This is a genomic window from Faecalibacterium sp. 3, from assembly GCF_048323735.1.
Classification (GTDB): domain Bacteria; phylum Bacillota; class Clostridia; order Oscillospirales; family Ruminococcaceae; genus Faecalibacterium; species Faecalibacterium wellingii.
Map to the genome: position 1 here is coordinate 111,505 of NZ_JBLWFN010000001.1, position 13,188 is coordinate 124,692.

The window sequence follows — 13,188 nt, forward strand, 5'->3', positions numbered from 1 at the left end:
GGCTTTGCCTGAGAGGGTTTTCAGCAGTGCCCAAAGCCGCAGTTGGGCCAGTGGCACACTTCGCAGTTCAGGCACAGACCGCCCTCGCCCAGACGGGCGATGTCCTCGGCGGTGATGGGGTCGTCCGCCAGCAGACGGGGCAGCAGCAGGTCAAAAATGGTGCGCTTGGCGTACATTACGCAGCCGGGCAGGCCGCACACCGGCACACCGTCCAGATAGCTCACAAGGAACATGGCACCCGGCAGCACCGGGGCACCGTAGGTGATGATATCGGCCCCGGTGTTCTTGATGGCCAGCGGGGTGCGGTCATCAGGGTCCACGCTCATGCCGCCGGTGGTAAAGATCAGCTCACACCCTGCGGCCTTGGCTTCCAGAATGGCGGCCGTGATGCCGACAGGGTCGTCATCGCAGACCTTGTGGAAGATCACCTCACAGCCGTAGACGGCCAGCTTGCTTTGCAGGATGGGGGTGAATTTATCCTCAATGCGGCCCTTGAACACCTCGCTGCCGGTGGTGATGATGCCCACTTTCTTGGCCTGCATGGGCAGCACGTTCAGGATCGGCTCTGCCCCGGCGGCGGCCTGCATGGCGTCCATTTTTTCCTGCTCGATCACCAGCGGGATGATGCGGGTGCCTGCCAGCTTCTGCCCTTTTTTCACGGGCAGATCGCCGTGGATGGTGGCGATCATCATCTGCGGGAGGCTGTTCACTGCCAGCAGCGCCTTGCGGTGGATCTTCAGCAGGCCGTCGCAGTCCGCGATCAGCTCGATCTTGCCCTCCTTCGGCTCGGTGCCGTGGATATTTTTGCCCGCAGCGGCCTTGTACAGCAGGGCGGCGGCTTCATCCTCGTGGAGGATGCCGGGGTGCTTTTCCCAGACGTAGAGGTTTTCCTTGCCGATGGAGAGCAGCACCGGGATGTCCTCCGGCTGGATAACATGCCCCTTGCGGAAGCGGGCACCCTTGAACTCGCCGGGAATGATCTGGGTGATATCATGGCAGAGCACCTGCCCTGCCGCATCTTCGGTACGAATCAGTTTCATTTTATCTTCTCCTTACAGAGTCGGCATCTGGGCAATGATCCAATCGGCCAGCGGCTGGATATCCTCCAGCCCGAAGTCTGCACCCGGGATGTCGCCCACCACGGCCAGCGGCTGGAACGACACCGGCGCATCTGCGATCTCCCTGCGCACCACTTCGATCTTGGGCCAGCCGCTGGATTTGAAGCCTTCCAGCAGCACAAGATCATAGCCGTGCCGCTCGAACAGGGCCAGCAGATCCTGCTCGGTCAGGCGGATTTCCTCGGTCAGCAGATAGCGGGTGCCGGAGTAGACCGCCACGCCTTCGGCCCCTGCTTCCCGCAGACGAAAGCTGTCGGTGCCGGGCACATCCGGGGTAAAATCGTGGCCGTCGTGCTTGATGATGCCCACCTTCAGCCCACGGCTGCGCAGGACGGGCAGCAGCTTTTCCAGCAGGGTGGTCTTGCCGCTGTTGTGTACGCCGCTGACGGCCAGCACCGCCGGGCGCTTGAGCTCCAGTTCTTCTGCCAGAGCCTGTTTGGATTCAATATACAAAGTAAAGCACCTCCACTTCTTCGCCCGGAGCCACCGGGCCGCTGCCTGCGGGCAGCTTTACCAGACAATTGCAGCCGATCATAGCAGAAAGGCTGCCGGACGAATGCGCTTCGGCATTGCCCTCGCCGGGGATGGTCACGCTGCCGCCTGCCGCTTTCGCCCGTAGGTAGCGGTCGCCCTTGCTGGATTTGGAAAAGCCGGTGGTCAAGGTGCAGGTGGTGCGGGGAAGAATGCAGCCTTCCTCCCGACGCCCTGCCGCCCGCAGCAGGGCCGGGACGGCGTACTGTTCCAGGGTTGCCGCCGCAGCAAAGGGGTTGCCGGACAGGCAGAACACCAGTTTGCCGGCGACCTCTGCCGCCAGCATGGGGCTGCCGGGCTTCTGTGCCACGCCCGCAAAGAGCATCTGTGCCCCCAGCTGTTCCAGCACGGCGGGCAGATAGTCCTTCTGCCCTACCGAAACGCCGCCGCTGGTAATGACGGCATCGCAGCCGGTCAAAAGTTCCCGCAGCTGGCAGGCGATGACCTCCGGGTCGTCCGAGCAGTGCCGCCGCTGCACGGCAAAGCCCAGCTGCCCCAGCCGGGCGGCGTTCTGGATGCCGTTGGCGTCGTAGATCTTGCCGGGAGCCCACGGTTCACCCGGAGCCAGCAGCTCACTGCCGGTGGAAAGAATGCCCACGGTCAGGGTGCGGTATACCGGCACCTCGGCATAGCCCTGCCCCGCCAGCACACCCAGATGGGCGGGGGTCAGCGGTGTGCCCTCGGCGGCAATGATGGCTCCGGCGGCGATATCCCCGCCCCGGGACACCACGTTCTGCTGCGGTTTCAGGCTTGAATAGAGCTGCACCGTTTCTTCGCCGCTGTCGGTCAGCTCCTGCATCAGCACACAGTCCGCGCCTTCCGGCAGAGGGGCACCGGTCATGATGCGGGCCGCGCAGCCCACAGGCAGGGCGGCGGCGGGGGCATCCCCGGCGTAGAGCTTCATGGTCACAGGCAGCGCGACCGGCGTTTCGCGGCTGGCCCCGGCAGTGTCGGCGCTGTGCAGGGCGTAGCCGTCCAGCGGGCTGCGGTCAAAGGGGGGCTGATCCATCCGGGCGCACAGCGCCTTTGCGGCAATGCGGCCGCAGGCTTTTTCCAGCGGCAGGGTCTCCACCGCCGGGCGCGGCAGTGACGCCGCTGCATCCAGCACGCGGCGCAGCGCAGCGGCAGGTGCGCAGAAAGGCTGTTTCATAAAAAATCCTCCAAATGCCCGGCTGCACCCAGTCTGCTATGGCTCAGACGGGGCGTGCCGGGGATATTCTTTTTTAACGACAGGTGAAAAAGAAGCGGAGACGTCTTGACCGAAAATCAAAACGCCTCCGCAGAATATCCGCACATACCGGCCAGCGGCAGCTTGCAGTCTGCCCTGCCGACGGCATCCCCGGCTGTGCCGTCCTTGCAGTGACGGTACGGCCCGGGAAGTGCCCTGTGTGGATGGGAGGAGTTCTTTTTTTCAAATTGCAGCGTTTCTTCTGCGGGAAGGCGGCGGGGTTTTCCCCTCCACCCTTGAATGCCGGCCGATCTATTCTATCTCAGCCCTTAGCATTGCGGCGCGGTGTCCTGCTCTTTGTGGGAGTTTAGACACCTTTGCTCAAAGAAGCTCTTATACCCTGATTCAATTGTAGTTTATGGTTTAATCGCAGAAATCGTCCACGTCGCTGATAGCCTTGGCGTAGCGGCGGGTGAGGTGCTTGGTGGAAAAGAGGAACCGCTCATTCTGATTGTTGGTCAGCTCCTCAATGTCGGCATACTCCGGCTTGCCCTGCATGGACTTCCATGTCTGCTCGATGACCTCCGGCGCAAGGCCGTAGGGGGAGCGCTGGAAGTACTTCAGCGGGGTGGCACTGGGATAGATGCGGGCATTGAACCGCACCATCTCGGCGAACATCACACACAGATCCTTGTCCTCGATGAGCTGCGCGATCATGGCGTAGTTGTCGCTCATGTTGGCGGTGGAATAGTAGTAGGTATCCTTTGCGCCCTTGCGGGTGGTGATGTCCTCACACTGGGGGTCTGCAGGCATCTGCGCCAGCAGCTCGTCTGCATTTTCCACCTCGGTCAGCAGCAGGGCGTGGGGGGTCAGCAGCGCAGCCGCAGAGCGGGAGCGAATGTAACCGGCCAGTTCCTGTGCCGGGGTAAGCTCCGGCAGCTCCGGAGCGGTCTTGGTGGGCTGATCCGCAAAGGGATCATTTTCTGCCTCCGGCTCAGCAGCCAGAAAATCCAGCAGCTCCGGCTTTGTAGCATCAGGCTGTGCAGCCTCAGTGGCTTCGGGTGCGGCCCCGGCGGCCTGCTTTGCAGCAAGCTCGGCGGTCTCCCGCTCCACCACGGCCATCACATCCTCGCCGGCCTTGGCGGCACTGCCGTCAAAGGTGCTGCCGGTCTCCTTCAGGCGGCGGGCCGTCTCGCTGGCGGCATCGATGTCGAACACCTCTGCCTTGGGCTTTTTCTTTGCGGCCAGCTCTGCCTTCTGCAGTTCCAGAACGGCCTGCTCCGGGTCTGCGCTGCCATCTACGGTGGTGGTGTAGCCGGGTTTACGTCTGCCAAACAACATGACGATCGTTCCTCTTTCTATGGGATTTACTATAGGATTTATTCAGCTGCCGCGGTGTTCTGGGCGTAGATGCCGCGCTTTTCCAGATCATCGGCCATGTCTGCCAGATCATACTTTTCCAGCGTCTCGCGGGTGGGCACACCGGTGGTGCGATCCCAGCCGAAGATGTCGTAGAACAGATCCTTTGCCTTCTCCATGTCGGCGCGGTCCAGCTTGGTGGTGCCTTCCTCGAATGCCTTGAAGTCGGGGTCCTTATCGAACACCCAATCGCAGATGGCATCGTGCTCCTGACGCAGGTTTGCGCTGCCGCAGTTCTGCTGGAAGCTGATGGCGGTCATCACGCGCAGCATCTGGGTGATGCGGGCGCCGTCCTCCTGCAGACCGGCCTGGGTATAGGTCTCGCCGGTGACAGCGGTCATAAAGTCTGCCTGCAGGTCCAGGTCGCCGTGGTACTCACGCTCCTTGGAGGGAGACTGGGTCATGGGCCACATCCAGTTGCACAGGGTGGCAGAGTCGTGGAAGTTCTTGTCGTTGACGCAGTATGCAGCCAGCTTTGCCTTGTTCTCGTTGATGGGAGTGTAGGCCTTGGCCTTATCGTAGCAGCCCTCGCCGAAGAAGTCCTCCATGACCTTCTTGGTCACCTCATAGGGAGCACCGGAACCGGTCTCGCAGACGATCTCGTGGATCATGCAGTCGCGGTTGTAGACAAGGTTGTACAGCATGCCCACCTGCCATGCCTCAGCAGGGCCGTGGTGGTTGGGGAAGCCGTTGTAGATCAGGTTGGAGTTGGTAGCGCCGTCGTCGCGGTCCAGCCAGCTCTTGGGCAGGCCGAACTTTTCCATCATAGCCAGGGTGCCCTTGGCGATGACGGACAGATCGCCCTCGCCGTAAGCCATGCGGCGGATCAGTTCGACCTCCCAGCGGGGATCGCCGGCCTTCTCCCACTCCCAGGGCAGAGAGTCGTACTCAGCCTCGCTGATGTACTTGGTGGCCTCTTCGCGGGGCATCCGCAGGATCCACAGCAGGTCGCGGTTCAGGTTGCCGTAGTTGTCCCACAGGCCCATATCGTCCACAGCATGAGACCATGCCAGATTGATGACCATGGTGCCGTCGCCTTCGTACTTGAAGTCGTGCACGCCGTCCGGGTAGACGCGGGTGCCGTACAGCACGGGCATGCAGGTGTTGGAGTTGTGGGTGGGCAGATCGTAATCTGCCAGCGGGTCCACATCATACTCGGTGTAGCAGCGGATGGGGCAGGAAGAGCAGCCGCCGTTCTTCACGGTGTACTCGGCAGCGGGAGCGCCGAAATCGAAGTAGCCCTTGAAGCAGCGCAGAGCCACCTTGTTGATATCGTTGTAGGGCTGCTCGCCGGTATCCACGGGGCCGCCGGGAGCCTTTTTCCACATACGGCCGGGAGCGCCGGACCAGCGGTTCTTGCCGGAGGTGGCGCTGTACTCTGCCCAGCTCTGGGGCTGTGCGGGCACGTTGTGGTTGTTGTTGCCGCCGATCAGGTTGCCCATCATGTAGTTGGACAGCTCCAGCACCTTCTTGGGGTCAGCGACCTTGACGCTGCCGGTGCCGCGGATGGCCAGACCCTTCAGCTTCTTGTTGCCCAGCGCAGCGCCCAGACCGGCGCCGCCGGAGTTGCCGAAGCTGGTGTTCAGGGTGGAGTAGTCCACCAGATTCTCACCGGCAGGGCCGATGGAAGCAGTCTCAAACTCGCGGCCGTTCTGCTCCACCATCCACTTGTTGGCAGCAAAGGTGCCCTTGCCCCAGATCTCGCTTGCGTCCTCCAGAGAGACCTTGTCGTCCTCGATGCGCAGGTAGACGGGCTTTTCGGAGATGCCGCTGAACACGATGCCGTCGTAGCCGGCATACTTCAGCATGGAGCCGATGTGGCCGCCCATGTGTGCGTCGATGATGGAGTGACCCTTAGACCAGGTGGAGCGGAAGGTCACGTTCATACGGCCGGAGCAGGGCACACCGGCACCGGTCAGGGGGCCGACACCGAAGATGACCAGAGCCTTCTCGTCATAGGGGTCCAGCTCCATGGGAGCTTCCTCGTACATGATGCGGTAGGCCATGCCCATGCCGCCGATATATTTATGGTACTTTTCATCGTCCTGAGTGGTGATCTCACCGGTGGTCAGGTTGACGCGCAGGATCTTGCCTGCCCAGCCATAAGTTTCAGCCATTGTTGTTCCTCCTTACAGGTCCTTGTAGGCAGCCTGTGCTGCGCTGGTGACGGCATCCCAGTCCACGATGGACAGAGCGCCGGACGGGCAGCCTGCCACGCAGGCACCGCAGGCGATGCACTTGGACGACTTGCCGGTCTCGGGGTTGACAGTGGGCATGTGCCACGGGCAGGCATCATGGCAGGCACCGCAGCCGATGCACTTGTCGGTATCCACTACGCGGATGCCGCGGTCGTCGGTGGTGATAGCCTTCTGCGGGCAGGCGTTGCCGCAGGCGGGGTCCTCACACTGGCGGCAGGTGTCCGGGAAGTAGACAAAGCAGTTGTCGGTGCCGGACAGCAGGCCGTTGCCGTCGCCATCCAGATTCAGGCGGCGCTGGATCTTGACACGGCTGATGTAAGAGGAGCACACACCGTCGTTGGTCAGCGTGCAGTTGATCTCGCAGCGCTGGCAGCCGGTGCACAGATCCGCATTGACCACCAGCAGGCCCTGCGGCAATGCCCAAGTAGCCACTGCGCCGCTGTCCACCTGCTGCTGGGAGCAGCCGAACAGGGACAGCATGGATGCGGAGAGGGTGAGCCCTGCAAGGCTCCTGCCCGAAATTTTCATGAACTGGCGGCGGGTCATGTCAGCCGTCAGAAAATCGGTTTTTGCCATAGTTTCCATTCCTCCGTTGAGGTCACTCTGCGCAGAGCACCTCGGTCACATAGAAATACGAGTTGTTGACGATGTTCGTTACCGCCGTCGAGGTGATGGTCGCGCCGGAAAGGGCGTCCACCTCGGTCAGATCGGCACTCACCGCACCGGTCTGGGCCTGCTCCGTGGTCAGGTCGGCCTGTGCCAGACGCGCCTTGGACTGCTCTTCTGCCGAGAGATCCGCAAAGGGGATCGCCATGGGCTCGCCGTCCAGTGCGCTCTTGCTCAGCTCGGCTGCGTACAGCCTGCGGCGTGCCACGGCCTCTGCGCTGGAATCCAGCGGCGGAGCCAGCTCATCGCTCAGGGGCTGACCGTTCAGTGCCGAGAGGGTCAGGCCTGCCGCATACATCCTGCGGGTGGCCTCGGCCTCGGGAGAGGTGTCGGACACGTTCCACTGTGTGGGATCGAACTCCTCAGCGGCAGTGGTGTCCTCCGCCACTGCACCGGCAGAGGCGTAGGCTGCGCCGGTGGCCGGGTCGGTCACGGTGTAGCTCTTGCCTGCCAGCGTAAAGGGAGCCGCGCCCTGGTACTGGGACGTGAACTCCGGGTTGACGCACTGGCCGCCAAGGCTGTCGGTCTCCGCCTGCGAAAGGATCTCCACAGCGGAAACATTGCCCTCGGCGTCAAGGGTCACAGCAGCCTGCACATCGCTCTGGAAGCCCTTCTGAGTGCCCTCCACGCGGTAGCTGCCGTCGTCGAGCTGGTACACTGCGCTGATGCCGTAGGCGGCTGCATCCGCCTCCGACACCGGCAGCAGGGTACCGGCAACCGTGGTGCGCGCGTGCTGCACAGCGATCAGACCGACCGCCATGGCAACCGTGGCAGCGCCCATGGCTGCATAGCCCGGCAGCCGCTTACGCCACAGCGGAACGGGCGCAAACGGGTTGGTTGCCTGCTTCATGTTATCACCTGCCTGTTTTTGTTTGTGCGGGAAAGTTTCCCGGACATGAAAATAGCCGCTCCTGCTGCTGCAACAGCGAAGCGGTTTCTTCGTTACTATTTTATCATCCGTACCGGAGGTAAGTCAACGCAAACAGCCGTGCTTTCTCTATTTTGTCACCATCATTTTACACATTCTGCTAAAGTTAGCGGATGTTTCCTGCCGCACACCAGCTGCAGGCCGTATTCCTGCGCCAGTTCCAGCGATTGGATCGTGGGCATGCTCTTGCTCACCAGTGCCGGAACGCCCGCCCGGATGGCCTTGCGCACCATGTCCACGGGCACCCGGCCGCTGGTATAAAGCACGCATTCTGCCAGCGGGACGCCCTGCAGCAGCATCTCGCCCACAGCCTTATCCAGCGCGTTGTGCCGACCAATGTCCTCGCAGGCAAAAAGGATGGTTCCCTGCCGCAGCACAAAGCAGCTGTGCACAGCGCGGGTGGCGCGGTACAGCGGCAGACCGGCGCTCATGGCGGCGGCAAGCGTGTCCAGCCATTCCGGCTGCAGCTCCATCTGCGGCACCGTGCGCAGCGGCGGCAGCTCCACCGGACTGCTCAGCGTGACATTATCCGTACAGCAGCTGGACACCGCCTGCGCCGCTGCACTGCGGGCCGTCAGCCGATGGTTCAGGTAGACGTTCACCTTCAGCCCCTCGGCACAGACCGTGGTCTGCTCTACCTCCTGTGCCGAAGTGATCCAGCCTTCGGTCAGCAGCCGCCCCAGTGCCAGCTGCGGCAGCAGCTCCGGCGTGCACACCACCCGGAAGGCCGGCTGCTCATTGACATAAAGCGCGGCGGCATGCTCTGCCGGAAGCACCGCTGCGGTGCCATCCGGCAGACGCGCCGTTTCAAAGGCAGCTGCCCTGCCAAAAAGGTCGTTGATCTGCATAAGTCCATTTCCTTCCCTGTGTGCCGGGTCTCAGAAGCATTTCGTTCCCGCACCAATACAATATAAGTATAGCAGAGGATCCCGCACGAGAAAAGACTGTCCGCTGCATTTCAGGGCAAAAAGGTTATTTCGGGACCCTTTTGGGCAGGGCAGGCGTCCCCTTCTGTTTGCATGAAAAAGCACCCGCCGCCGGGCATTTTCAGACCGGGCAGCGGGTGCTTTCCTTTATATCATGGAGAACGATGCAGATGATTTACTTTGCGGCAACATTCTTGGTGACCATCACGTCACTGTCCAGTCCGCAGACGTTGTGCAGAACGATGGTGCCTGCCTTGACGGGGGCAGTCAGCACCACCTTGCGGATCTCGTCCATCACCGGGAAGATCATATCCTTGGGGATAGCCCGGGTCAGGCGGACGCTGGTGACAGGCAGCTCGCCGCCCTTGACCAGCACCGAGCTGGCGATGGTGCGGCGGGGCGCAGTCAGCTCCTGACGGACATACTGTTCGCCGCGGGGGCAGGTGTGGCCGGTGACCGAGATCACCTGACCATTTTCAACTTCGGCTTCGATCTCGCAGCCGTTGGGGCAGACGATACAGGTAAATTGCTTTTTCATTCCACCGACACCTCCAGTGCGCCTTCCTCCTGCAGCTTGGCAGCAGAGACCTTGAACTGGATCATCTCCGCAGGAATGGCTTTCTTCATCTTCTTGGCAGCAACTTCCACACCGTTCTGGCGCACCACGATGCGGCAGTCACGGTAGTGGTTCCGCACACGCAGCGACAGGCTGAAGTCGTTCTTGCCGCTGACCTTCTGCGGGATGGTGTGGCCCACGCCCTCGCCGCACTTCACGTCCAGCGTGCAGGGGTCGATGCCCTTGCCCTCAACGTAGGCGGCAGCGTGGCGTGCCAGTGCTTCGGACTCCATGGAAACGAAGTCCACCAGATCATGCACATGCAGCACGTTGCCGGCAGAGAACACGCCGGGCACGTTGGTCTGCAGGTTCTCGTCCACGAAGGCACCGTTGGTGTGGGGGTCAATGGCGATGCCGGCATCCTCCAGCAGCTTGTTCTCCGGGATCAGGCCGACGGAGAGGATCAGCGTATCACACTTGTACTCCTTCTCGGTGCCGGGGATGGGCCGACGGTTCGCGTCCACCTCGGAGATGGTCACGCCGGTCAGACGATTGCGGCCATGGATCTCGGTGACGGTGTGGCTGAGATAGAGCGGGATATTGTAGTCATCCAGACACTGCACGATGTTGCGCGGCAGGCCGGAGGGGTAGGGCATCAGCTCGAACACTGCTTGCACATGAGCGCCTTCCAGCGTCATGCGGCGGGCCATGATCATGCCGATATCGCCGGAACCGAGGATGATGACCTCCTTGCCGGGCATCCGGTTGTAGAGGTTCATGTAAGCCTGCGCGGTGCCTGCAGTGAACACGCCCGCCGGACGCTCGCCGGGAATGCCCAGTGCGCCGCGGCTGCGCTCCTTGCAGCCCATGGCAAGCACCACAGCCTTTGCCTGATACTGGCGCAGGCCGCTGCGGGTGGAGGCGGTGACGACACGATCCGCCGTCAGACTCAGCACCGTGGCGCTGGTCTCGTAGGGGATCTCACGCTTGTTTACCTCATCAATGAAAGCCTGTGCATACTCGGGGCCGGACAGGCTCTCGCCGAAGCGGCCCAGACCAAAGCCATCATGGATGCACTGGCGCAGGATGCCGCCCAGCATCGCCTCGCGCTCCAGAATGATCATGTTGCGGATGCCCTGCTTGTGCAGTTCCACCGCTGCGGCAAGACCTGCGGGGCCGCCGCCGATAATCACAACGTCCTTCTGTTCCATCGCTCAGTTCTCCTCCTTCCGCATGGTTCCGGTCAGGACCCAGGAGCCCTGACGGCTGTAACGAACATCCTCCGGCTCGGTGCCCAGCTCCTGCTCGATGAAGTTCTCGATCTTCATCTGGCAGAAGCCGCCCTGACAGCCGCCCATCATGGCGCGGGTGCGGTACTTGATGCCAGTCATGGTGGAGACGCCCAGCGGGTTATGGATGGCCTGCAGGATCTCCGCCTTGGTCACTTCCTCACAGCTGCAGATCATCTCGCCGTAATCGGGGTTCTGTGCGATGAGCTCTGCCTGCTGCTCCGGAGTGCACTCTGCAAACTTGACGATGCCCTTGTGGTGCGGGTCGAAGCCGGGGTTTGCCTCGAACTTCTCGTGCTCCAGCATCAGGCCGATGACGTAGCGGGCCAGCGGCACGCTGCCGGTCAGGCCCGGGGACTCGATGCCCACGAGGTTGACGGCATTGGGTGCCACGTCGTCCCGGATCTCCACCTTCCAGTCCTGAATGGCTCCGTTCTCATCCACCCACTTGGGCTGGATGCCGGCGAAGGTGCGGATCTGATCCTTTTTAAAGATGTGGGGCCACAGCTTTGCGCCCTCCACGGCCAGACTGTCCATGTTGGCCTGCGGCACGCTGTAATCGTCCAGCACATCGGTGTTCTCGGCATCCGGGCCCACGGTGACGTTGCCGTCCACGGTGGGGGTGATGTGGATGCCCATATAGGTGTTGCTGGGCACCGGGTACACCGGCATGGGCAGCAGCTTGCCCATGCGCTTGTGCAGGATGATGTAGTTGCTGCGGGAGCCGATGACACGGTAGCCGGTCAGGCCCAGCAGGTCGGAGATCTGCTTTGCGCCCAAGCCTGCGGCGTTGACCACCCAGCGGGTGCAGACATCGCCGTGCTCGGTGTGCAGGTAGTACAGCTCGTTTTCGCGGGTGATGGCCGTGACCTTGTGGTCAAAGAAGAAATCCACGCCGTTGGCATGTGCGTTCTCGGCCAGAGCCACCGTATACAGGAACGGGTCCATGATGCCGCTGTTCTTGGACCACATGGCAAACTTGCCCACCACGGCGGGCACCAGCTCATGCAGCTTTGCTTCGTCGATCATCTCCAGACCAGTGCAGCCGTTGACAGCGCCCTGCTTCATGGTGCGCTCCAGCTGCTCCATGTCCTCGGGGGTGTTGCCCACCAGCACCTTGCCGCAGCGCTTGAACGGGAAGTTCAGCTCCTCGGCCAGCTGGTCCATGATCCTGTTGCCTTCCACGCAGCATTTTGCCTTCAGGCTGCCGGTGGGGTTGGCAAAACCGCCGTGCACCACCGCAGAGTTGCGGCCGCTGGTCTCGTTGCAGACGTCCAGATTCTTCTCCAGCACTGCAATGCTCAGCTTGTAGCGGGACAGCTCGCGCGCAATGGCACTGCCCACGACGCCCGCACCGATGATGACCACATCGTATTGTTTTTTCATGGTATCCACCTTTCTCCTTTTTCTGGTATGGGAAACCGGCGTTGTGTTATATGTTTCATCGTTTCAAATATATAACATCCCGTGACTTCTGTCAAGCACTTTCCGCAAAAAACATAAACAAAAAGAAGCTCTGTCCTTTGGTAAAAACGACAGAGCTTCTGGAAATTCGGCGGGAACCGCTTGAAATGCCAAGGGAAAAGGGGCTCCCGAATGCAGGCAGGGCCTCCGCATCCTTCCATTCACGGAAGCGGCCCTGCTCACAAAAACAGCTTCTCAGATGAAGAAATCCGGGAAGCGGTCCAGCAGGCTCTGGAAGTGTTCCCGGTAGGCGCCCAGATGATGCTCAAAGAATGCGTCCACATCCACATCCTTGGGCAGGCCCACCATCAGATATTTATACAGCTGCTCATGCTCCTCGCGGAAGGTCTCCATATCCATCTGGCACAGAGCGGTGTCCAGATAGCGCACACGATCCATGTGGGTAGTAACGTTGTGCATGGCCTGCCAGATGCGGTCATAACCGGCATAGGTATACAGGCGCTTATGGAACTCGTTGTCCAGCGTGATGAAGTAATCGCCCAGCACATCGTGGCTGATGCAGGCGGAGCCATCCTGCTGTTCCAGCAGACCGTGCAGCTCGCTGAGCTGCGCCTGATTCAGGTGGCCGGACAGGCTGCGCAGCAAAGCGGGTTCCAGCATCTTGCGCATGGCATAGCCCTCGTTGATGTACTGGATCGAGATCTTGGAGACGATGCTGCCGCGCTGAGGCAGCACATCCACCAGCCATTCGCCCTTGAGCATCATCAGTGCTTCGTGGATGGGCGTGCGGCTCATGACCAGATGCTCGCTCAGCTCCGCCTCGCTCAGCTGGCAGCCGGGCTGCAGCTGGATGTTCATGATATTCTTGCGCAGGATGCGGTAGGCGTAGGCCCGGTTGTTCTCGTCCGGCTGGCGAGGGTCCATCAGCAGCGGCAGGATGCGGGACTTGTCATCTTTCATTGGT

General features: G+C 61.6%; 12 protein-coding genes. All 12 read right to left on the bottom strand.

Features of this window, described 5'->3' with window-relative positions; translation table 11 throughout:
• Nucleotides 1-20: 20 nt before the first annotated feature.
• On the bottom strand, nucleotides 21-1,040 hold the full coding sequence (locus ACNSPV_RS00515; protein WP_348584972.1) for a molybdopterin-binding protein: 1,020 nt from the start codon (nucleotides 1,038-1,040) through the stop codon (nucleotides 21-23).
• A gap of 12 nt (nucleotides 1,041-1,052) precedes the next feature.
• A complete protein-coding gene (mobB, locus tag ACNSPV_RS00520; protein ID WP_348584971.1) occupies nucleotides 1,053-1,571 on the bottom strand; it encodes a molybdopterin-guanine dinucleotide biosynthesis protein B in 519 nt (172 codons plus the stop codon).
• Nucleotides 1,561-2,799, bottom strand: a complete 1,239-nt coding sequence (gene glp, locus ACNSPV_RS00525) for a gephyrin-like molybdotransferase Glp (protein WP_348584970.1) — start codon at nucleotides 2,797-2,799, stop codon at nucleotides 1,561-1,563. Before glp ends, mobB begins: the two co-directional genes overlap by 11 nt.
• 441 nt (nucleotides 2,800-3,240) lie before the next feature.
• Nucleotides 3,241-4,158 (bottom strand): hypothetical protein, encoded by a 918-nt coding sequence (locus ACNSPV_RS00530; protein WP_348584969.1) that lies wholly within the window; start codon nucleotides 4,156-4,158, stop codon nucleotides 3,241-3,243.
• 38 nt (nucleotides 4,159-4,196) lie between these two features.
• Nucleotides 4,197-6,353, bottom strand: a complete 2,157-nt coding sequence (locus ACNSPV_RS00535) for an aldehyde ferredoxin oxidoreductase N-terminal domain-containing protein (protein WP_348584968.1) — start codon at nucleotides 6,351-6,353, stop codon at nucleotides 4,197-4,199.
• A gap of 12 nt (nucleotides 6,354-6,365) precedes the next feature.
• On the bottom strand, nucleotides 6,366-7,010 hold the full coding sequence (locus ACNSPV_RS00540) for a ferredoxin-like protein (RefSeq protein WP_348584967.1): 645 nt from the start codon (nucleotides 7,008-7,010) through the stop codon (nucleotides 6,366-6,368).
• A 22-nt stretch (nucleotides 7,011-7,032) separates the two neighbouring features.
• Nucleotides 7,033-7,950, bottom strand: a complete 918-nt coding sequence (locus ACNSPV_RS00545) for an FMN-binding protein (protein WP_348584966.1) — start codon at nucleotides 7,948-7,950, stop codon at nucleotides 7,033-7,035.
• A gap of 161 nt (nucleotides 7,951-8,111) precedes the next feature.
• A complete protein-coding gene (locus ACNSPV_RS00550; protein WP_348584965.1) occupies nucleotides 8,112-8,876 on the bottom strand; it encodes a formate dehydrogenase accessory sulfurtransferase FdhD in 765 nt (254 codons plus the stop codon).
• A gap of 253 nt (nucleotides 8,877-9,129) precedes the next feature.
• Nucleotides 9,130-9,492, bottom strand: a complete 363-nt coding sequence (locus ACNSPV_RS00555) for a DUF1667 domain-containing protein (RefSeq protein ID WP_249237317.1) — start codon at nucleotides 9,490-9,492, stop codon at nucleotides 9,130-9,132.
• Nucleotides 9,489-10,721, bottom strand: coding sequence for an NAD(P)/FAD-dependent oxidoreductase (locus ACNSPV_RS00560; RefSeq protein WP_249237318.1), 1,233 nt, complete (start codon nucleotides 10,719-10,721; stop codon nucleotides 9,489-9,491). The genes ACNSPV_RS00555 and ACNSPV_RS00560 overlap by 4 nt, the downstream gene beginning before the upstream one ends.
• Nucleotides 10,722-10,724: 3 nt before the next feature.
• Complete coding sequence (locus tag ACNSPV_RS00565; protein WP_348584964.1) at nucleotides 10,725-12,185, bottom strand: NAD(P)/FAD-dependent oxidoreductase; 1,461 nt, start codon at nucleotides 12,183-12,185, stop codon at nucleotides 10,725-10,727.
• A 273-nt stretch (nucleotides 12,186-12,458) separates the two neighbouring features.
• Nucleotides 12,459-13,184: a GntR family transcriptional regulator gene (locus tag ACNSPV_RS00570; RefSeq protein WP_249237320.1), complete on the bottom strand. Its 726-nt coding sequence runs from the start codon at nucleotides 13,182-13,184 to the stop codon at nucleotides 12,459-12,461.
• Nucleotides 13,185-13,188 lie beyond the last annotated feature (4 nt).